Source organism: Oerskovia sp. NPDC060287 (assembly GCF_042726775.1).
Lineage (GTDB): Bacteria > Actinomycetota > Actinomycetes > Actinomycetales > Cellulomonadaceae > Oerskovia > Oerskovia merdavium.
Genome location: NZ_JBHXBO010000072.1, coordinates 1 through 18,705, shown reverse-complemented (window position 1 = coordinate 18,705; position 18,705 = coordinate 1). Strand labels below are relative to the sequence as shown.

The 18,705-nt window shown below is 73.4% G+C and carries 20 protein-coding genes; 11 read left to right on the top strand and 9 right to left on the bottom strand.

Features of this window, described 5'->3' with window-relative positions; translation table 11 throughout:
- Positions 1 to 100: 100 nt before the first annotated feature.
- Positions 101 to 523 (bottom strand): hypothetical protein, encoded by a 423-nt coding sequence (locus ACFWFR_RS08750; RefSeq protein ID WP_191801629.1) that lies wholly within the window; start codon positions 521 to 523, stop codon positions 101 to 103.
- Between the two features lie 144 nt (positions 524 to 667).
- Between ACFWFR_RS08750 and ACFWFR_RS08745 the strand changes: the two genes are divergently transcribed.
- The 8 genes from ACFWFR_RS08745 to ACFWFR_RS08710 all read left to right on the top strand — a co-directional run bounded on the left by ACFWFR_RS08745 (position 668) and on the right by ACFWFR_RS08710 (position 8,118).
- Complete coding sequence (locus tag ACFWFR_RS08745; protein WP_191801627.1) at positions 668 to 1,318, top strand: GntR family transcriptional regulator; 651 nt, start codon at positions 668 to 670, stop codon at positions 1,316 to 1,318.
- Between the two features lie 60 nt (positions 1,319 to 1,378).
- Complete coding sequence (locus ACFWFR_RS08740) at positions 1,379 to 2,578, top strand: MFS transporter (protein WP_191801625.1); 1,200 nt, start codon at positions 1,379 to 1,381, stop codon at positions 2,576 to 2,578.
- A gap of 155 nt (positions 2,579 to 2,733) precedes the next feature.
- Entirely contained in the window at positions 2,734 to 4,755 is a 2,022-nt protein-coding gene (locus ACFWFR_RS08735; protein ID WP_377622476.1) for a hypothetical protein, read from the top strand.
- Positions 4,756 to 4,927: 172 nt separating this feature from the next.
- Positions 4,928 to 6,034 (top strand): sensor histidine kinase, encoded by a 1,107-nt coding sequence (locus tag ACFWFR_RS08730; protein ID WP_191801621.1) that lies wholly within the window; start codon positions 4,928 to 4,930, stop codon positions 6,032 to 6,034.
- A complete protein-coding gene (locus ACFWFR_RS08725; RefSeq protein ID WP_191801619.1) occupies positions 6,031 to 6,696 on the top strand; it encodes a response regulator transcription factor in 666 nt (221 codons plus the stop codon). The genes ACFWFR_RS08730 and ACFWFR_RS08725 overlap by 4 nt, the downstream gene beginning before the upstream one ends.
- 165 nt (positions 6,697 to 6,861) lie before the next feature.
- Entirely contained in the window at positions 6,862 to 7,110 is a 249-nt protein-coding gene (locus ACFWFR_RS08720; RefSeq protein ID WP_377615495.1) for a LuxR C-terminal-related transcriptional regulator, read from the top strand.
- Between the two features lie 154 nt (positions 7,111 to 7,264).
- Positions 7,265 to 7,582, top strand: coding sequence for a cytoplasmic protein (locus ACFWFR_RS08715; protein WP_191801615.1), 318 nt, complete (start codon positions 7,265 to 7,267; stop codon positions 7,580 to 7,582).
- 113 nt (positions 7,583 to 7,695) lie between these two features.
- Positions 7,696 to 8,118 carry a hypothetical protein gene (locus tag ACFWFR_RS08710; protein WP_377622473.1) on the top strand — a complete coding sequence of 141 codons (423 nt, stop codon included), beginning with the start codon at positions 7,696 to 7,698 and terminating at the stop codon, positions 8,116 to 8,118.
- Here ACFWFR_RS08710 and ACFWFR_RS08705 read toward each other — a convergent pair.
- From ACFWFR_RS08705 to ACFWFR_RS08695, 3 genes are all read right to left on the bottom strand, one after another.
- On the bottom strand, positions 8,085 to 9,317 hold the full coding sequence (locus ACFWFR_RS08705; protein WP_377622471.1) for an FAD-dependent monooxygenase: 1,233 nt from the start codon (positions 9,315 to 9,317) through the stop codon (positions 8,085 to 8,087). The genes ACFWFR_RS08710 and ACFWFR_RS08705 overlap by 34 nt on opposite strands.
- A gap of 91 nt (positions 9,318 to 9,408) precedes the next feature.
- Positions 9,409 to 9,957 carry an isoprenylcysteine carboxyl methyltransferase family protein gene (locus ACFWFR_RS08700; protein ID WP_191801611.1) on the bottom strand — a complete coding sequence of 183 codons (549 nt, stop codon included), beginning with the start codon at positions 9,955 to 9,957 and terminating at the stop codon, positions 9,409 to 9,411.
- Entirely contained in the window at positions 9,957 to 11,132 is a 1,176-nt protein-coding gene (locus tag ACFWFR_RS08695; protein ID WP_377622469.1) for a type III polyketide synthase, read from the bottom strand. Before ACFWFR_RS08695 ends, ACFWFR_RS08700 begins: the two co-directional genes overlap by 1 nt.
- Before the next feature lie 64 nt (positions 11,133 to 11,196).
- Between ACFWFR_RS08695 and ACFWFR_RS08690 the strand changes: the two genes are divergently transcribed.
- Entirely contained in the window at positions 11,197 to 12,051 is an 855-nt protein-coding gene (locus ACFWFR_RS08690; protein ID WP_377622468.1) for a UbiA family prenyltransferase, read from the top strand.
- A gap of 51 nt (positions 12,052 to 12,102) precedes the next feature.
- On the opposite strand, the gene ACFWFR_RS08685 is transcribed toward ACFWFR_RS08690, so the two are convergent.
- From ACFWFR_RS08685 to ACFWFR_RS08665, 5 genes are all read right to left on the bottom strand, one after another.
- Complete coding sequence (locus ACFWFR_RS08685; protein WP_377622466.1) at positions 12,103 to 13,074, bottom strand: FUSC family protein; 972 nt, start codon at positions 13,072 to 13,074, stop codon at positions 12,103 to 12,105.
- An 85-nt stretch (positions 13,075 to 13,159) separates the two neighbouring features.
- Entirely contained in the window at positions 13,160 to 14,131 is a 972-nt protein-coding gene (locus ACFWFR_RS08680; RefSeq protein WP_191801608.1) for an FUSC family protein, read from the bottom strand.
- Positions 14,128 to 14,577: a VOC family protein gene (locus ACFWFR_RS08675; RefSeq protein ID WP_377622464.1), complete on the bottom strand. Its 450-nt coding sequence runs from the start codon at positions 14,575 to 14,577 to the stop codon at positions 14,128 to 14,130. The genes ACFWFR_RS08680 and ACFWFR_RS08675 overlap by 4 nt, the downstream gene beginning before the upstream one ends.
- A gap of 87 nt (positions 14,578 to 14,664) precedes the next feature.
- Entirely contained in the window at positions 14,665 to 15,750 is a 1,086-nt protein-coding gene (locus ACFWFR_RS08670; RefSeq protein WP_377622462.1) for an RDD family protein, read from the bottom strand.
- Positions 15,751 to 15,838: 88 nt separating this feature from the next.
- Positions 15,839 to 16,321 carry a MarR family winged helix-turn-helix transcriptional regulator gene (locus ACFWFR_RS08665; RefSeq protein ID WP_191801605.1) on the bottom strand — a complete coding sequence of 161 codons (483 nt, stop codon included), beginning with the start codon at positions 16,319 to 16,321 and terminating at the stop codon, positions 15,839 to 15,841.
- 160 nt (positions 16,322 to 16,481) lie between these two features.
- On the opposite strand from ACFWFR_RS08665, the gene ACFWFR_RS08660 reads away from it, so the two are divergent.
- Entirely contained in the window at positions 16,482 to 17,762 is a 1,281-nt protein-coding gene (locus ACFWFR_RS08660) for an MFS transporter (protein ID WP_377622460.1), read from the top strand.
- Positions 17,763 to 17,794: 32 nt separating this feature from the next.
- On the top strand, positions 17,795 to 18,634 hold the full coding sequence (locus ACFWFR_RS08655) for an aldo/keto reductase (protein ID WP_377622458.1): 840 nt from the start codon (positions 17,795 to 17,797) through the stop codon (positions 18,632 to 18,634).
- Positions 18,635 to 18,705 lie beyond the last annotated feature (71 nt).

Genomic DNA, 18,705 nt, shown 5'->3' with positions numbered 1-18,705 from the left:
GTGAGTAGATGCCCCTGGATCCGGCGATCCGGGGGCATCTACTCACTTCTCGGCCGCCTGCGGCCCGGCTGGTGCCCGCCTGGCGCCCGGCTGGTCCGCACTACGCCGTCTGGTCGCGCGCGATCCGCACGAGCCGCAGCAGCGCCTCGAGGTCGATGTCCGCGAGCGCCTTGAACCCCACGCTCGAGCTGCCGATCTTGGCGCGACCCAGGGTCTCGGCGTACTTCTGGGCGACGTACTGCCCGTCCTCGACGGCGTTGACGTACACGCTGAGGTAGTTCTGCTGGACGGCGAGCCCGACCGCGAACCACTCGACGCTCCCGCCGCGGGGGCGGGCCTGGAGCAGGTCGCCGTACCCGATGATCTTCTGGTCGGTCCCGCCCCAGAAGACCCCTTCCCACAGGACCCGGGACCGGCCCGCCATCACCTCCGAGATCGCGGCGTCGAGCTGGAGGGCGTCGGCGCGGAATCGTTCGGGGACGTTCGCGAGGAACTCGTCGGGGTCGTTGCCGGTCTTCTGCACGGAAGGCTCCGTCCGGTGGGGTCGGCTGGTCGGACGAGGCTATGCGCCGTGGCCGGGGTGGGCGAACCGGCGCGCGGACCGTGACCACTCCGTTGCACGAGCACCTTAGATGCTCCCTTGCATCTAAGGTGTTATCGTCGAAAGATGTCGCCCCGCAAGAAGCCCGAGGATCTGGCCCCCAGCGCGGTCGAGCGTGCGTTCGCCGCGGTGTCCGCCTCGATCATCACCGGGGAGATCGCGCCCGGGGCGCTCCTCACGGAGGGCGAGGTGGCCGACGAGCTCGGCATCAGCCGCACCCCGGTCCGCGAGGCGTTCCTCCAGCTCCAGACGTGCCGCCTGCTGACGCTGTTCCCCAAGCGTGGCGCGGTGGTCGCCTCGGTCCCGGACAAGGAGGTCGCGGACCTCCTGGCGGTCAGGATCATGCTCGAGTCGTCCGCGATCCGCGCCCTGGGCGGGCACCCCCTGCCCGACGGCGTCGCGCGCGACCTCGACGACCTCGTCGCCCAGCAGGTGGTCGCCGAGCACGACGGCGACCTGCTCGCGTTCTCGCAGGCGGACTTCGCGTTCCACTCCCGGGTCATCCGGGCGGGGGACAACGACGTGATCGAGGACCTCTTCACGCAGCTCGGCCCGCGCCTCGAGCTCCTCACGCACCGCGCCGTGCGACGTGACGCGACCTCGCCCACGCGCCTCCTGGCCGACCACCGCGAGCTCGCGGCGCTCGCCCGCGCCGGGGACGCGGACGCCTACGAGGCCGCGCTGCGCGCGCACGTCCAGCGCGGCAACTACGGCTGACGTCCCGCCGACCACCCGCACGACCCGTTCCACCCGTTTCGTCGTCCCTCGAGAAAGATCATGAACCGCCTTCGCGTGCTCCCCGGCTGGCTGCGTGTCGCACCGGCCCTCGTCGTCATGGCCTGGGGTGGCAACCACTTCACGCCGCTCCTGCACATGTACCAGGACCTCGGGAACTACTCCGTGGTCACGGTCGACCTGTTCCTCGGCATGTACGTCGTGGGGCTCGTGCCCGGCCTGCTCGTCGCCGGCCCGCTGTCCGACAGGTACGGGCGCAAGCCGCTCGCCGTCGTCGGGGTCCTGGGCGGGATCGGGGCCAGCGTCCTGCTGGCGCTGGGCTTCGGCAGCGAGCTCGTCATCTGCCTGGGCCGGCTCCTCGCGGGCCTGAGCGTGGGCGTCGCGATGTCGGTCGGCACGAGCTGGGTCAAGGAGCTGTCGAGCGCGCCGTTCGACCTGGTCGCCGACGCGACCGCGGGTGCGCGGCGCCCGTCCCTCTCGCTCACCCTGGGGTTCGGGGTCGGGGCCGGTGTCTCGGGGGCGCTGGCCCAGTGGGGGCCGTGGCCCACGATCACGCCCTACGTGGGTCACGTGGTCCTGAGCGTGCTCGCCCTCGCGCTGCTCGCGACCGCGACCGAGACCATCGGGGGGCATCGCTCGACGACGTCGCTCCTCGCCGACCTGCGGGTCCCCGTCGCGCACCACCGCCGGTTCGTGCGGGTCGTGGTGCCTGCCGCGCCATGGATCTTCGGGGCCGCCGGGATCGCCTACGCGGTCATGCCGCAGCTCGTGTCCGACCAGACCGGCGACCTGTCGCTCGCGTACGCGACGCTGCTGACGGTCCTGACGCTGGGCACGGGCGCCGCGGTCCAGCCGTTCGTCAAGGGGATCAACGCCCGCACGGGCGGGCGCGCGATCGTCGTCGGCATGGTCCTGATGCTGGTCGGCATGGTCCTCGCCGCGACCAACGGCGCTGTCCTGTCGCCCGTGCTCGGCGGCGTCGCGGCGGTGACGCTGGGGGCCGCGTACGGGATCTGCGTGGTCGCGGGCCTGATCGAGGTCCAGGCCATCGCGACCCCGACCGACCTCGCGGGACTCACGGGCGTCTACTACAGCTTGTCCTACGTGGGCTTCCTGCTGCCCGTGGTCCTGGCCGGTGCGACGGCGCTCGCGGGGTACACCGTGCTCCTCGCCGTCGTCGCGGTGCTCTGCGCGGGCTGCCTGCTCGCGGTCGCGCGGGGACTGCGTCTCACAGCGGCCTGAGGCCTCGTGGCCGGGGAGCCACGCCCGGACGACGAGACGTTCGGACGAGGGCGGTCGATCCGAAGGGGTGAGTCGGCGACCCCCCGTCGGACGAGAACGTAGAGGGGTCAGGGCGCGATCAGCGCACACACCCCCCACGTAGGAGCTCGACGATCATGAAGGTTCTTCGCACCGTCACCACCACTGCTGTCTCCGCCGCGCTCGTGCTGGGTGGTGGAGCTGCCGCGTTCGCCGCGGACGGGACCGACGTCCCCGAGGCCGGCACCCCCACCACGACCGACCCCGGGCCCTCGACGGAGCCCGCCGCCGAGCAGGGAGCACCGGACACGGTTCCCGGCACGCAGAGCGCGACGCCGGCCGACCCGGTGGTCGCTCCGGCTCCCGAGGCACCCGCGGCCGCAGAGACCCCGGCCGCCGAGGCACCGGCTCCCGGGGCCCCCGTCGAGGAGGACGAACCCGTCGCCGAGACACCTGTCGCGGACCCCGGCGCCGAGACCACGACGGAGAGCGACGTCGTCGAGCAGGCGACGGACGAGACGACCGAGGCCGCACCCGAGCCCGCGACCGGCACCCCGCCGGCCGCAGAGTCCGCCTTCGGCACGCTGCAGTCGACGCCCGTCTACCCCGACGCCGACTACCACCCGCACTGGGAGGACAGCTACCACAACGGCTTCTCGTGCGACTACTGGTACTTCCTGGAGGGTGGCGACGTCACCTCGGGTCGGGACTGGACGGGGTGGAACGGCCAGCCCCAGCTGCACATCCTGCACCACTCGCTCACGGACGACGACGGCACGATCCACATGGTCTACGACCGCGACATCGCGAACTACTGGTACCACGTGTGGTCAGGCGACGAGACCGTCTCCTCGGATGCCGAGGGCATCCACTGGGAGAACACCTCGGCGCAGCAGACCGTGCTCGTCAACGGGTACAAGGGCGGGGCAGACCTGGCCGCTCGCGGTGCCGACGCTCGGGGGCTGTTCGACCGGGCCGGGGTGACGGTGCCCGACACCGTCACGATCGCCGACTACCAGTACAGCATCGACAACGGGTGGATCACCCTGGCCGACGCCGAGCGGGCCGTCGCGGAGCAGAACCTCCGCCGCGCCGACTACACCGCCTACGAGGCGACGCAGTTCGCGGTCTGGTACTTCTCGACCGGCCACGACATCATGGGCCTGTTCTTCGACGTCGACGCCGCCGGCCACGTGACTCTGAGCCAGAGGGCGCTCGACCAGTTCACCGCGCAGCCGATCCCCGAGAACCCTGACGAGACCTTCCAGCAGGACTGGACGCGCACCTGGGACCAGGGCTACCTGAGCGACCGGATGGCGACGATGCAGACCGCGGCCTGGCTCATCGAGCAGGGGCTCGGCGAGAACGTCGTCATGCCGCAGCCCGGGTTCGTCTCGCACGGCTACGTCAAGAACACCGACGGCTCGACCGACTACGGCTTCACCGCCTCGCTCGTCGGAGGTACCGGCGACGTCCACGTCGAGCTGCGCACCGCGGACGGCTCGGCCGTCCCGGCAGGCGTGGTCCTGGTCGACGCGAACGGCAACCAGGTCTCCTCCGTGACCCCGGGCCAGCGGGTCTTCGTCCGCGTCCCGGCCGGGCTCGACGTCTCGGCGCTCCCGCAGTTCCAGCTCTGGGGCTCGGCCCAGGGGACCGAGCAGGGCAGCCCGCACTTCTACACGGGCAACGACCACAACAACCACGGTGAGGGGTCCTACGACGAGAACGGTCAGTGGATGCCGGCGCAGTTCCCGCACTGGCTCATCGGCCTGGGTGAGCTCGACCGCCCCTCCACCGCCTGGGACTGGATCGGCATCTCCCTGGTCGACGAGCCCGAGGCGCCGGTCGTCCCGGACGACCCGACGGAACCGGCGGACCCGACGGACCCGACGGACCCGGTGACGCCCGTCGACCCCGTCGACCCGATCACGGTCGGCACGGACGGCACGGTCGTGACGGCCTCCTCGACCGACCCGACGAACCTGGGCCTGACGGACACCGTGCCGGTGGCCGCGGCGATCCAGCGGACGGACGCTGCGAACCTCGCATCGACCGGTGCGGACGTCGGCATGCTGGCCGCCGCAGGAGCCTTCGTCGTCCTGACCGGTACGGGCCTCGTGCTCGCCGGCCGTCGTCGGGCACGGACGGGTGAGCGCTGACGTCCTGGCGTGCGGTGCGCGGGCCCCCCTCTCCATCAGGAGAGGGGGGCCTGCCGCTGGCCGGCCGACCGGACGGATCTGTCCCGGCCCGGGGCGGGACGCCCCAGCCGCTCCACAGGGTCTCGAAGGTTCTCGACCGGCCCCTCCGGTCGTTCGTGGCTAGCCTGGCAGCATGCGGGTGCCCGCTCGGGGGTCGATCTCGCGGCGCGACGCCGCGGTCGCTGGCTTCGCTGCGCTCGCGGGCGTCTCCGTCGCGGTCTCGCGCTCGGTGGTCGGCGCCCAGGGCGCGCCGCTGTGGGTCGAGCTCGTCGCCCAGCTCGTCGGGGCATCCCTGCTCCTGTGGCCCGCGCTCACGGGACCCGCGGTCGTCGGCGCCGCTCTCCTGTCGTGGGTCTCTCCGGTCCCGGCCACGATCCTCGCTGCCTTCGACGCGGGAGAGCGGCTCACGCCCCGACGGGGGAGGGCCTGGGTCGTCGCGGGAGCAGTCCTGGTGCTCCCGGCCGCCCCGCTGGCGTTCGGCCGGTCTGACCTCGCGGTGGCCGCTGTCCTCGTCCTCCTGCTGGTGGGTCCGTGGCTGGCCGGTCGAAGCCGCCGCGCCGAGCGGGTCGCGGCGGCCGCGCTCAGGGACCGCAGCGCCGCAGCGGCAGAGCAGCTCGCGGCCCAGGTGCGGACCACCGAGCGTGAGCGGCTCGCCCGGGAGATGCACGACGTCGTCGCCCACCGGATCAGCTACGTCGTGCTGCAGAGCAACCTGCTGGAGACCCGGGTCGGTGATCCGCAGGTCCGCGAGGACGTGGACCGGATCCGAGACACGGCGCGCGAGGCGCTCGAGGAGATGCGGAGCATGCTGCACCTGCTCGGACGCGACGGGAGCCCGGCGGTGATCGAGCAGCCGTCGTTCCGGGACGTCGCCGTCCTGGTCGCGGAGGCGCGGGCCGTGGGGCAGCCGGTCGAGGTGGAAGCCGACGTCGTGCCCGGAGAGCCCCCGGGCGTGGCGGAGCGGACGGCCGTGCGCATCGTGGGCGAGGCCTTGACCAACGCTGTCCGGCACGCTCCCGGCGCCGACACGACCGTAGGCATCCACCAGGAGGGGGACGTGCTGCGGGTCGCGGTGGCGAACGGGCCGTCGGCCATCCCCGAGGTCGACCTGCCCAGCGGCGGGCACGGGCTGCAGGGGATCCGCGAGCGGGTCGCCCTCGTCGGGGGGACCTCCACGATCGGCCCGACGCCCGACGGCGGGTTTCACGTGGAGGCACGGCTACCGAAGGAGGCCTCATGATCCGGGTCGTGGTCGTCGACGACGAACGCCTGTTCCGTGAGGGCATCGTGAGCCTGGTCGACGCGGCGGACGACCTCGACGTCGTCGGGACCGCGGAGAACGGTCGCCAGGGTGTCGAGGTCGTGCTCGCGCACCGTCCCGACGTCGTGCTCATGGACATGCAGATGCCCGTCATGAACGGCATCGAGGCGACGCGCGAGATCCGACGGTCGTCGCCCGAGGTCCAGGTCGTCATCCTGACGAACTTCCAGTACGACGAGTACGTGGTCCCGGCGCTGCGAGCCGGGGCCGCGGGCTACCTGCTCAAGGACAGCACGGTGAGCGAGGTCCACCAGGGGATCCGTGCGGCCGCTGCCGGGGAGGCCATGCTCTCCCCGGCCGTGACTCGGCACCTCCTGGACTCGCTCGGCCCGGCCATGAGCACCCGGCAGGCGGCGGCGCGGACCAAGGTGGGCACGCTCAGCGAACGGGAGCGGGACGTCGTCGGGATGGTCGCGACGGGGCTGTCCAACGCCGAGATCGCGCGGGCCCTGTTCATGGCCGAGCCGACGGTCAAGACCCACCTGACGCACGCCATGGTCAAGCTGGGGGTGTCGAACCGGACGCAGGCGGCGATCCTCGGTCACGACGCCGGCCTGCCCGACGACCCGGCCACCACCTGACCTCCCTCGTGCCTCGTGCGGACGTCCGCCCCTCCTCGGAGCGCTCTCCTGACGAGAGACGGAAAGTCGCGTCATGATCCCGGATCCGGCTGTCTCTTCCCATATAGACAGCACTGGCTCGACCGTGACGTGGACTTGCGGGCGGCCGGCGGAGCGGAGGAATTCATGTCCATCACCGAGCGAGTGTCACCCGAGCCACCACAGGTCGAGGAGGACGTCGCGCTGTCGCGGCGCGAGCTCGTCGTCCTCGCGAACCTGTCGGAGGACGCGACCCTCGAACAGGTCGCCGCGCGTCTGTTCGTCACGCGCAACACGGTCAAGTCGCAGCTGCGCAGCATCTATCGCAAGCTCGGCGTCTCGACCCGCTCCGAGGCGGTCGCGTGGGCGCGGGCGAACGGCGTCTCTGCCCGCTGACCGCTGACCGCTGACCGGTCCCGCGTCCTGCGCGGACGTCACGCGGCGTGGCGCCGTCGAGGCCCTGCGTGCCGCTCGGCGTGCGACGGGCGCCCGCGGTGGGATGCTCGAGGGAGCGCCTGCCGACGGCGGGCCTCGACCTTCCGAGGCGAGCATGGGACACGACCAGAGCACCGCGCCGGACGACCCGACCGTGACCGACCCGGACCACTACCGGACGATCTTCGAGAACGAGCGGGTGCGGGTGCTGGAGTACCGCGACGTGCCGGGGACCCGGACGCACCCGCACCACCACCCCGACAGCGTCATGTACACCCTGAGCGGGTTCGAGCGCCGCATCTCGGCGGGGGACCGCGTCATGGAGGTCTCGCTCGAACCTGGTGAGACGCGCTGGCTCCCGGGCCAGGTGCACGTGGGCGAGAACACGGGGTCGACGGCGACCCACGCGATCTTCTTCGAGCTCAAGGAGTAGGGTCACCACGTCGGAGGGCGAAGGAGCCTCGACCCGTCGCTCTGCTGGCTCGACGGCACCATGACCAGGGGGCAACCATCGACCAGGACCGGGCGCTCGCGGGCATGCAGCGGATGACCGAGAAGGTTCGACGGCTCTCGTGGTACTCGGCCTTCGTCATGTCCGTCGGGGGTGTCGTCGCGGGCGCGCTTCTCGACGTCCCGTTCCTGGTCCTCGTGATGGCTCTGGCCGGGGTGCCCGGTGGGCTCCTCACGTTCGGTGCGGTGGTCCGTCGTCGGGGAGAGCACGTCGCCGGCGCCGCCGACGCCCCGTCGCGGACCGGGGTCTGGGTGGCCGCGCTGCTGCTCTTCCTGGTGGCTGTGTACCTGGCGTTCCGGTTCACCGAGACCTGGGTGGTCGCCCTCGCTGCGGTCGGCGTGTGGGCAACCGAGTACATGGTCGCGCGAGAGGTCGCGCGTGACGGCACACGACAGGACGTCCGGCAGGGTACCGACGGCACCGGTCAGCGCGCCAACCGTTCCACGACCCTCCCGTAGAGCCAGGGCGCGTGCGCCGCGAGCGGCACGATCGCTCGCCGCGCGGGCGAGGTCGCCCAGGCGACGAGCCCCGAGGTCAGCACGCGGTAGTCGCGCGTCACGCGGGTCCAGTCGCGTTCGTACGCGTCGGGGTCGTCCAGGTGCCCGACGGCGGCGCTCGCCTGCGCGAGCCCGACCCGCAGCCCTTCGCCCGTCAGGGCGTCGACGTATCCCGAGGCGTCCCCGACGAGGCGCACCCGGCCGGTGCTGCGCCGTCGGGACCGTTGCCTGAGCGGGCCCGCCCCGCGGACCGGGCCCAGCGGCTCGGCGTCCCGCAGGCGCTCGCTCAGCTCGGCGAAGCCCGCGAGGGCCTCGTCGAAGTGCGTCCCGGTGGGGCCGAGCATCGCGATCCCGACGACGTCCGGCGCCACGGGCGTCACGTACGCCTCGACGCGGTCCCCCCAGTGGACCTCGACCAGGTCCGTCCATGCGGGCACGCGGAAGTGGCGGCGCAGGCCGAAGCGGCGCCGCGGGTCGGGCCCGGGGCGGACGGGTGGGGCGGTGCCGCCGAGCTCGGTGGGTATGGCAGCGGCACGCGGGGTGGGCAGACCCGAGCCAGGCGGAGCGGCCGCGCCCGCGTTGCCGGCGGCCGACGGCACCGCACCGGCGGCGAGCGAGCCCGTGTCCCGCGCCTCGGCACCTGCAGCGTCGTGGTGCGCGCGCGCGAGCAGCGACTCGTGCGCGTGGGCGTCGGCGCCCACCTCGAGCCCCGCGAGGCGCCGGACGGTCGAGTGCAGCCCGTCGCAGCCCAGGAGCCAGCGCGCGCTGATCCCGGCCGCGGTCACCGACCCCGCCCCCTCCTCGATCTGCTCGACCCGGCCGCGGACCGTCGTCGCGCCCAGGGCGGCCGCGCGCTCGGCGAGCGCGGCGTGCAGCGTGGTGCGGCGCACGCCCCGGCCCGGCCCGTCCGTGAAGAGGTGGTCGGCGTGGCGGTGGGCGTCGCGGTAGCTGATGCCGCGCAGGACGTGTCCGTCGGGGTCGACGTCGAGGGCCTGGAGGGCCAGCAGCGCGCCGGGCATGAGGCCTTCGCCGCACGCCTTGTCGACGGGGCCCTCGCGGGGCTCGACCACGACGACGTCGTATCCCGCGAGCCGTGCCTCGATCGCGGCGGCGAGACCGATCGGGCCGCCGCCCACGATCAGGACGTCGGTGTCGGTCATGCTGCGTCCGCGCTCATGGTGCACCCGGGCCGGTCGTCGCCCCGTCGGCTCGTGCCCGCCTCGCGACAGCTCGTCTCATGGGTGCTGGTCCTCACGTGTGCGGCAGCGCGTCGAGCGCGCGCTCCTCGGCCGGGAGCCGGAACCGCAGCAGCAGCACGGCGTTGAGCACCGTGAACACGAGCGCGGTGGTCCAGCACGAGTGGACGAGCGGGAGCGCGAAGCCCTCGACGACGACCGCGAGGTAGTTGGGGTGCCGGAACCAGCGCTGCCCGGGGTGCCGGGCGATCCAGCGGTACGGGCCGCGGTCGACCCACGGCAGCCCGGGGACGACGATGACGCGCGTGTTCCAGCGCGGCCCGAGCGAGGCGATGCACCACCAGCGCAGCGCCTGGCTCGCGAGCACGAGCGCGAACGCGGGCCACCCGACCCACGGGAGGAACGGCCGGTCCGCGACGTTGACCTCGACCACGCACGCGACGAGCAGGCCCGTGTGCAGGGCGACCATCGCGGGGAAGTGGCCCCGGCCGGTCTCGACGCCCCCGCGCGCGAACGACCACCTTGCGTTGCGCGCCGAGACCACGAGCTCGGCGAGGCGTTCGAGCGCGGTCGCCCCGAGCACGACGTAGAAGAAGGCGAGCATCAACCCTCCAGCGACGGGGTCCGGCGCAGGAGCACGAGCTCGGCCGAGACCCCGGGGCCGAACGCCATGAGGACACCGTGCGGCCCCGCGCCGCCGCTCGGCGAGGCGTCGCGTGCCGCGAGGGTCGCGGCGAGCACGTGCAGCACCGAGGAGGAGGACAGGTTCCCGACGGCGGCGAGCGACTCCCTGCTGTGCCTCAGGTCGGCCTCGTCGAGCCCCAGGGAGTCGCGCACGACGTCGAGGATGCGCGGCCCGCCCGCGTGCACGACCCAGGTCCCGACGTCCTCGGTCGTCAGGTCGTGCTCGACGAGCAGGGACTTCACGTCTCCCGCGAGGTGGGCCGCGATGACCTCCGGCAGGCCCGCGGACAGCACGATCCCGAACCCGCTGTCGCGGATCGTCCAACCGAGGTGGTCAGCCGTCTCGGGGTAGAGGCGGCTGCGGGTGTCGACGACCTCGACGCCCCGGGGCGCCGCACCTGCTGCCGTGGCGCGCGCCGCCCGGGAGCCACGTGACCTCGGGACCCGTGCGGCGTCGTCGGGCCGTCCAGGTGTGCGGCCCGCGGGGTGCGCGTCCCCGACCATGACCACGGCCGTCGCGCCGTCGCCGAACAGCCCGGTCGAGACGAGGTTCGCCATGGAGTCGTCACCGTGCTGGAGCGTGAGCGAGCACAGCTCGACCGACACGAGCAGGGCCACGTCCTGCGGGTGGCCCGTCAGGTAGTCGTGCACGCGCGCGATCCCCGCGGCGCCCGCGACGCAGCCGAGCCCGAACGACGGCAGCCGCTTGACGTCGGTCCGCAGCCCCAGGCGGGTCACGAGCTGCGCGTCGATCGAGGGGGCCGCGATCCCGGTGACCGAGGTGAAGAGCAGGAAGTCGACCTCGCCGGGGTCGATACCCGCGTCGTCGAGCGCGGTCCGGCACGCCTCCTCGGCGAGGTCCGTGCCGACCCGGATGAAGTGGTCGTTGGCCTCGCCGAACGACGTGAGCCCCGCGTACTCGTCGAGGCGCAGGGCCGTGTGGCGGGTCTCGACGCCGGACGCGGCGTGGAGCCTGCGGAGGACGGCGCGGGTCGCGGGCGAGCGGGTCAGCAGGGGCCCGATCGTGTCCGTGATCTCGCTCTGAGGGTGCGCGGGCCCCGGCAGGACCGGTGCGACCGCGAGCAACCGCGACATTCCCGCATCGTGTCACGGGGACGCGCGGCCCGCGCGTTGCTAGCGTCGGGCGGGTGGAGGCATCGTGAAGACGCGAGCAGCGACGACGACGCTGCGGGGGCTCGCGCTCGCGAGCCACGCGGGACCTACGGTCGTGGTCACGGTCCTCGCGGGCTTCTTCGCCGTGGGCGTCGGGTCGGGCCCGGGCACGACGGCGCTCGTCACCGCCGCGGTCCTGTCCGGACAGCTCTCGGTCGGGTGGTCCAACGACTGGCTCGACGCGCGCCGCGACCGGGCCGTCGATCGGGCGGACAAGCCCGTCGTCGCGGGGCTGGTCTCGGTGCGGCAGGTGCACGCGGCCGCGCTCGCCGCGGCGGCGGCGTGCGTGGTGCTGTCGCTCGCGACCGGGCTCGTCGCGGGCCTGGTGCACCTCGTGGCCGTCGCGAGCGCGTGGTCCTACAACGCGAGGCTCAAGTCGACCGTGTGGTCCTGGGCCCCGTACGCGGCCTCGTTCGGGCTCCTGCCGCTGTTCGTGGTGCTCGCCGCGCCCGGCGACCGGGTCGCGGCCCCCTGGGCCATGGTGGCGACCGCGCTCCTGGGTGTCGGAGCGCACGTCGCGAACACCCTGCCGGACCTCGAGGACGACCGGGCGACCGGGGTCCGGGGGCTGCCGCACCGGCTCGGTCGGACGGGGGCCAGCGTGCTGGCGCCGGCGGTGCTCGTCACGGCGGTCGGGGTCGTGGTGCTCGGGCCGCCCGGACCGCCGACCGCGGTCGCGTGGGTGGCCGGAGCGGTCGCGGTCGTGCTCGCGGTGTCCGCGGGCGTGGTGGCCGTGCGACGGACCACGAGCCGCCTGCCGTTCGCGCTGAGCATGGCTGTCGCGGCGGTGTGCGCGGTCCTGCTGGTCCTCGCGGGACCGGACGTCGCGCTGTCGGGGTGAGCGGCGCCGTCGGGCCGGCCGCGTTCCCGGCGTCCACCGACGGCATGCCCGTCAGGTGGGGACCAGCGGAGCGACGGCCATGATGCGCCGGCCCATCACGAGGATCGGGACCGTCGCCAACGAGGCAGCCACGATGAACGCGGCGTGCTCGACGTCCGCCGCGACCAGGACGTCCTCGCCGCCCGACGTCAGGAGCACCACCGCGGGCGTCAGGAGGAGCGGCACGACCCAGAACGGGCTCCGCAGCAGAGCACGCACCGCGAACCCCGTCAGGGCGAGCGCGACCACGACGAGCACCACGGGGAGCTCGTCGAGCGTGTGCGCGACGATCGCGGCGAGGACCGTGCCGGCCAGGACGTCGACCACGCGGGCGCCCGCGCGCCGGAGCGTCCCGGTGAAGTACGGCTGGATCATCACGAAGACCGTGAGCAGCAGCCACCACCGGTTCCGGGCGTCGGTCCAGTCGTCGACCGTGTAGGTGATGAGACCGGCCAGGATCCCCAGGGTCAGGCCGAAGTACGCCGACGCCGGGCGCGGGACGGGGCGAGGACCGATCCCCCGGACGTTGCGCGCGAGGACACCACCCACGAACGTCGTCCACAGGCCGCCGAACGTGACGAGCCCCGTCATCGTGGCGATCGCCGCAGGCGAGCTCACCGCGCTCACCGTGCCGGACGGCAGGGCCACGAGGGGGGTCCCGAGCAGGGCGAACGCTGCCAGCGGACCGACCAGGCTCCCGATCCCGTGCCACCCGACCGCTGCGGACAGGCCGACCGCGGCGCCGAGCACCAGCATGAAGAGGGCCGCGCCGAGCGGAAGGTCCCGCAGAGCGGTCGCCGCCAGCATGCTCGCGGGGGTCAGGAGGCTCGCGGTCAGTGCCGCCCGGCGGCTCAACAGCAGACCCAGCCCCGCAGGCAGCATCCCCAGGTAGACGAGCGTGCCGTCGGGGCGCCACGGCGAGAGCAGCAGCCCGACCGCCGGAGCGACGAGCAACAGCGCCAGGGCGATCCGCCGAGCGGTCATACGGTCACAGTAGGGCGGACGAGCCAGGACGGCGCGCGTTGGCCGACGGCGGGTGGGTGGTGACCCGTGCGCCCGGTGACGGCAGTCAGGCCGTGGTGCGTGTGCGGGCCGAGAGGATCCCGTGCCCCACCGCGAGGACCGCGACCGCGACCACGGCCGCCGCGGCCGTGAAGAGGGCGCGCTCGAGGTCTGCCGAGAGGAGCACGTCCTTGCCGCCCGAGGTCTGCAGGATCACCGCGGGGGTGAGGAAGAGCGTGAAGACCCAGTACGGGCGCTTGAGGTACGCCCACGCGGCCGCTCCCGTGAGCAGGAGCGCCACGGCGGACAGGACGCCGGGCGAACCGCTGAGCAGGTGAGCGACCAGCCCGGCGAGCACCGCGCCGGCGAGCGTCCCGCCGACCCGCGCGGCCGTGCGCGAGAGCGTGGCCGCGAAGTACGGCTGGACGATCACGAACAGCGTGAGCAGCAACCACCAGGAGTTCGGCGAGTCGATCCAGCCCATCGCGACGTAGGTCGCCACGCCCGTGAGGATCGCGAGCGCGACCGCGAAGTACGTCGCGGCGCGTTGCGGGACGGGCTTGGGACCCGGCAGGTGCATGCCCCGCGTGAGGAACCCGCCGATGATCGCGGTCCACAGCCCGCCGAACGCGACCCAGCCGGCCATGGCCCAGAGCGCCCCGGCCGACGCCGAGGCGCCGACCGTGCCCGAGGGCAGGGCAACGAGCGGTCCGCCGATGAGGGCGAACGCCGTCTGCGGGCCGACGAAACCGCCGATCCCGTGCCACCCCTTGACCGCGGACAGGCCCACGCACGCCCCGAGGGCCGCCATGAAGAGGGCCCCCGTGAGGGGCCAGTCGCTCAGCGAGACGCCGATCGCCATGCAGACCGCCGTGAGCGGCCCGGCCACGAGCGCGGGGCCCCGGCCCACGAGCAGGCCCACTCCCGCGGGCAGCATCCCCAGGTAGACGAGCGTGCCGTCGTGCTTCCACGGCGAGAGCATGAGCGCGACCATGGGCGCCACGAGCAGCAGGACCAGGCCGATCTTCTTGGCGTTCATCGCGTCGCCTCCTCGGCTGCTGCAACGGGCGCGGTCGGAGCAGCAGGCGGGGGCGCCGCGACCAGCGTCAGGCAGAACGGGTGCCCCACAGGGTCCGCGTAGACGCGGAACGGGTCGTCGGCGTGGCCCTCCTCGGCGGGGGTCCCGGTCAGCGGCCGGGCACCGGCCGCGACCGCGAGCGCGTGGCCCGCGTCCAGGTCCGGGACCGCGACGTCGAAGTGGACCCGCGCACCCGTCCGCCAGGGCGGGACCTCGGCGTCGGACCGCTGGAAAGCAAGCCGTGGGCCGGGGCCGGGCGGCACGATCGCGAGCCACTCGTCGCCGTCCGGGTCCGACGTCTCGTGGCCCGGCACGTACTCCCAGCCGAGCAGGCGGCGGTAGAACTCCGCGAGCTCACGAGGGACAGGGCAGTCGAGGGAGACCTCGAACAGGGCGAGGGGGCTCATGGCCCACACCCTAGGGCGGGCCGGGGGGTTCGGCTCGGCGAAGCGGGCGACGGGGCTCGAGCGACCGCCGTCGCCCGAGGCCGGGGGTCAGAAGGGCGCGCGGCCGCCACAACCCGGGATCGCGACACCGTCCACGCGCATCTGCGCGCTCCAGCTCCACCCTGCGTCGATGCCCAGGAGGTCGTTCGCGGGGATCTCGATCGTCCCGGGACTCGTCGGATCCGCACCGAAGCCGGTGCCGGCGGTGTCGAGCGGTGTCGAGTACTCGAGCCGGCTGCCGTCCGGGCTCGTGAGGACGGCCTCGAGCGACACGTCGGCGTCGAGGGGGAGGGGGCCGTCCCAGTCGAGGGTGATCTCCGACCCTTCGCCCGTGGGCGGCAGGACGTGGGTCACGCCCCAGCGGGAGATGGTGCCCGTGCCGGTCGAGGTGAAGGTCGCCTCGCTCAGCTGCGGCACGCCGGGGCGCGTCGCCGGGTCCCAGGAGGTGCACATGGCCGACGACGCGAAGTTGCCGCTCATGGACGAGGTGGGGCCCACCGCGAACAGTGCTCCCGCGGTGCACAGGACGGCTGCGCTCGCGGTGACGACCTGCGCGCCAGGTCGCCCTGGTCGCCCTGGTCGCACGAGGGGCACGATCCAGGGGTGCGGCGCGGGGGAGCGGGACTGCACGACGACCGTCGACAGGAGGCTGTCGGCGAACGTGCGCCGCTGCTCGTCCCAGAGCGGACGGAGGTAGCCGATGCAGAGGATCGCGTCGAGGAAGTGCGCGAGCCAGCGCAGGACCGTCGTCACGAGCCCGACCGGTCGCCCCGAGTCGCGGTTGACGACGACGATTCCGACGGCCCGCTTGCCGGGCGTCGCGCCGGTGTAGGCCTGGAACACCGTCATCGCGATCACCGCGCCGAGCATCCACGCGCTCTCGGACCAGCGGAGGTCGTCGACCGCGAGGCCGAGGCTCCCGTCGTTGTCGAGACCGGGGAGCATGCTCGGCGCGAGGCCGGGTCCGACGGCGACGAACATGAGCCCGGCCAGGATCGCGTTGTCGAGCAGGAACGCCACGACCCGCCGCGACCACCGCGCGTACGGTCCGAACGGCGGGGTGTCCGCGGGGTCGAGCGTCGAGAGATCGTCCACGTCGTGGTGAGCTGCCGGCGTCGTCGCGATGTCCCCCATGGGGACGAGGGTCCCAGATCGGCTGCCGATTGTCAGGCTGCCCGTCGCGCGGAGTTCGCGGGGTCAGCGGCCGGCCGGGCCCCGCGGGTCAGGCCGTCGCGCCCACGGTGGCTGTGCTCGCCGACGCCTCGACCGGCAGCTCGTGCAGGGCCGCGACGAGGGGCGCGAGCTCCTCGACCTGGCAGGCCTCGTCGAGGGCCTCCTCGAGGGCCGCGTCGTGAGTGGGCCTGGCCTGGCGCAGGAGCTGCTCGCCCTGCGGGGTGAGCTCGGTGTAGATGCCGCGGCGGTCGTCCTGGCAGAGGATGCGCGTGAGCAGGCCGCGGTCCTCGAGGCGGTTGACCAGGCGGGTCGTGGCGCTGCTGCTCAGGGCCGCGGCGCGCGCGAGCTGCTGCATGCGCATGTGCCAGCCGTCCTGGCGCGAGAGCGCGTCGAGCACGGTGTACTCGACGACCGAGAGTCCGTGGCCGGCCTGGAGCGCTCGCTCGAGCGCGGCGTCGAGGATGCCGTGCAGCGCGGCGAGCGTGCGCCAGCCCTGCGAGCGGATCTCGACCGCGTCGTCCCCGATGCCCATGCGTGCCTCCTGTGCCTGTCGTGACGTCGCTCTCAACTATACCGCTTGTGTGAACTACCGGCGCGTGCAACTATTTAGGAGGCGCCTGCAACTACTGCACGCGCCGGTTGTTGCACACACGCTGCGGCGCGCGGTGCCTGACACAGACAAGGAGCAGCGCATGCCGCTGGGTCTTCTCGCCCTCGCCGTCGGGGGCTTCGGGATCGGGCTCACCGAGTTCGTCATCATGGGACTCCTGCCGGAGGTCGCGGCAGAGTTCGGCGTGACCGAGGCCGTCGCCGGCTACCTCATCTCGGGCTACGCGCTCGCGGTCGCCGTCGGCGCGATCGGCCTCACGGCCGCCGTGATCCGTCTCGACCGCAAGACGGTCCTCGGCAGCCTCATGATCCTGTTCATCGCCGGGAACCTGGTCTCGGCCCTCGCCCCCACCTACGAGCTGCTGCTCGCCGGACGGATCCTCGCGGCGCTGTGCCACGGCGCGTTCTTCGGGATCGGCGCGGTCGTCGCGGCCGACATGGTCGCCCCCTCCAAGCGTGCGGGCGCCATCGCGATGATGTTCGCGGGCCTCACGACCGCCAACGTCCTGGGCGTGCCGTTCGGCACGTTCCTGGGCCAGCAGTACGGCTGGCGCTCCACGTTCTGGGCCATCACGGCCATCGGCGTCGTCGCGCTCGTCGGGATCCTGCTGCTCGTGCCGTCCACGCGCCGGGCGTCCGGCGCGCACGGCGCTGCGGCAGCCCGCATCTCCTCGACGCCCCCCGCGGAGGGCGACCCCGTCCTCCTGGCGGGAGCGACGCCGTCGGGCACCCCGTCCCTGCGGACCGAGCTCGCAGCGTTCCGCAACCCGCAGGTCTGGTGGTCCATCCTCGTGACCGTGCTCGGGTTCGGCGGCATGTTCGGTGCGTTCACCTACATCGCCTTCACGGTCACCGAGGTCGGTGGGTTCGCGACCACGAGCGTGCCCTGGCTGCTCGTGCTGTTCGGGGTGGGGCTGTTCGTCGGCAACTTCCTGGGCGGCAAGGCCGCGGACCGGTACCTGACCACGAGCCTCCTCGTGATCCTCGCCGTGCTGACCGTGATCCTCGCGGTCTTCGCGCTCACCGCGACGAGCCAGGTCATGACCCTGGTGTCGCTGTTCCTCATGGGGGCGTTCGGGTTCGCGACCGTCCCCGGCCTCCAGATGCGCATCATGGGCCACGCGCAGGCCGCCCCGACCATGGCGTCCGGCGCCAACATCGCCGCGTTCAACGTGGGCAACGCGCTGGGCGCGTGGATCGGCGGCCTGGCCATCGCGGCCGGGCTCGGCTTCACCTCGCCCCTGTGGGCGGGCGCCGTGCTCACGCTGCTCGCGGTCGTCGCGCTGGGCGTCGCGACGCTCCAGGAGCGGCGCACGGCCGTGACGCCCGCCCCGGCCCCGCTCACCACCGTCCCCGCGGCCTGACCCGCCGCCACCATCACCCCTCAGGAGAAACCATGACCAGCACCACCACCGTCCCCGCGGTCGCACTGCGCGGCGGGACGAGCATCCCGCAGCTCGGCTTCGGCGTCTTCCAGGTGCCCGACGGCGAGACCGCCCAGGCCGTCTCGCTCGCCCTGGACGCGGGCTACCGCAGCATCGACACCGCTGCGGTCTACGGCAACGAGGCGGGCGTCGGCGCGGGCATCGCGGCGTCGGGCGTGCCCCGTGACGAGGTCTTCGTGACGAGCAAGCTGTGGATCGACTCGCTGTCGCGCGAGGCCGTGCGCCCCGCGTACGAGAAGAGCCTCGAGCTGCTCGGGCTCGACCGCCTCGACCTGTACCTGATCCACTGGCCCGCGCCGGGCCTGGGCCGGTACGTCGAGGCGTGGGAGGAGCTCGTCGCGCTGCGCGAGGCGGGGCTCGTCGGCGAGATCGGGGTCTCGAACTTCCAGCCCGCGCACCTCGACGCGATCATCGCGGCCACGGGTGTGACACCGGCCGTGAACCAGGTCGAGCTGCACCCGGCGTTCGCGCAGCGCGCCCTGCGCGAGCGCCACCGCGAGCTCGGGATCGTGACCGAGGCGTGGAGCCCGCTGGGCCAGGGAACGGTGCTGGGCGACCCGGTCCTGGGGGCGATCGCCGACGCGCACGGCGTGACCCCCGCGCAGGTCGTCCTCCGCTGGCACCTGCAGGCCGGGACCGTCGCGATCCCCAAGTCGGTCACGCCCGAGCGCATCGCGGCGAACCTCGACGTGCTGGGCTTCGAGCTGTCGGCCGAGCAGGTCGCGGCGATCGACGGGCTCGACCGGACCGACGGCCGGATCGGGCCGGACCCGGACGCGTTCAACGGCTGAGCTGCTGCTGCCGCCCGCGCCGCCGAGAAGTGAGTAGATGCCCCTGATCCCCGCGGATCAGGGGCATCTAC

What these genes read in the sequence shown, in the direction of transcription:
- ACFWFR_RS08745 (WP_191801627.1), top strand. Translation starts at nt 668, where the DNA reads ATGTCGCCCCGCAAGAAGCCCGAGGATCTGGCCCCCAGCGCGGTCGAG.
- ACFWFR_RS08740 (WP_191801625.1), top strand. Translation starts at nt 1,379, where the DNA reads ATGAACCGCCTTCGCGTGCTCCCCGGCTGGCTGCGTGTCGCACCGGCC.
- ACFWFR_RS08735 (WP_377622476.1), top strand. Translation starts at nt 2,734, where the DNA reads ATGAAGGTTCTTCGCACCGTCACCACCACTGCTGTCTCCGCCGCGCTC.
- ACFWFR_RS08730 (WP_191801621.1), top strand. Translation starts at nt 4,928, where the DNA reads ATGCGGGTGCCCGCTCGGGGGTCGATCTCGCGGCGCGACGCCGCGGTC.
- ACFWFR_RS08725 (WP_191801619.1), top strand. Translation starts at nt 6,031, where the DNA reads ATGATCCGGGTCGTGGTCGTCGACGACGAACGCCTGTTCCGTGAGGGC.
- ACFWFR_RS08720 (WP_377615495.1), top strand. Translation starts at nt 6,862, where the DNA reads ATGTCCATCACCGAGCGAGTGTCACCCGAGCCACCACAGGTCGAGGAG.
- ACFWFR_RS08715 (WP_191801615.1), top strand. Translation starts at nt 7,265, where the DNA reads ATGGGACACGACCAGAGCACCGCGCCGGACGACCCGACCGTGACCGAC.
- ACFWFR_RS08710 (WP_377622473.1), top strand. Translation starts at nt 7,696, where the DNA reads ATGACCGAGAAGGTTCGACGGCTCTCGTGGTACTCGGCCTTCGTCATG.
- ACFWFR_RS08705 (WP_377622471.1), bottom strand. Translation starts at nt 9,317, where the DNA reads ATGACCGACACCGACGTCCTGATCGTGGGCGGCGGCCCGATCGGTCTC.
- ACFWFR_RS08700 (WP_191801611.1), bottom strand. Translation starts at nt 9,957, where the DNA reads ATGCTCGCCTTCTTCTACGTCGTGCTCGGGGCGACCGCGCTCGAACGC.
- ACFWFR_RS08695 (WP_377622469.1), bottom strand. Translation starts at nt 11,132, where the DNA reads ATGTCGCGGTTGCTCGCGGTCGCACCGGTCCTGCCGGGGCCCGCGCAC.
- ACFWFR_RS08685 (WP_377622466.1), bottom strand. Translation starts at nt 13,074, where the DNA reads ATGACCGCTCGGCGGATCGCCCTGGCGCTGTTGCTCGTCGCTCCGGCG.
- ACFWFR_RS08680 (WP_191801608.1), bottom strand. Translation starts at nt 14,131, where the DNA reads ATGAACGCCAAGAAGATCGGCCTGGTCCTGCTGCTCGTGGCGCCCATG.
- ACFWFR_RS08675 (WP_377622464.1), bottom strand. Translation starts at nt 14,577, where the DNA reads ATGAGCCCCCTCGCCCTGTTCGAGGTCTCCCTCGACTGCCCTGTCCCT.
- ACFWFR_RS08670 (WP_377622462.1), bottom strand. Translation starts at nt 15,750, where the DNA reads ATGGGGGACATCGCGACGACGCCGGCAGCTCACCACGACGTGGACGAT.
- ACFWFR_RS08665 (WP_191801605.1), bottom strand. Translation starts at nt 16,321, where the DNA reads ATGGGCATCGGGGACGACGCGGTCGAGATCCGCTCGCAGGGCTGGCGC.
- ACFWFR_RS08660 (WP_377622460.1), top strand. Translation starts at nt 16,482, where the DNA reads ATGCCGCTGGGTCTTCTCGCCCTCGCCGTCGGGGGCTTCGGGATCGGG.
- ACFWFR_RS08655 (WP_377622458.1), top strand. Translation starts at nt 17,795, where the DNA reads ATGACCAGCACCACCACCGTCCCCGCGGTCGCACTGCGCGGCGGGACG.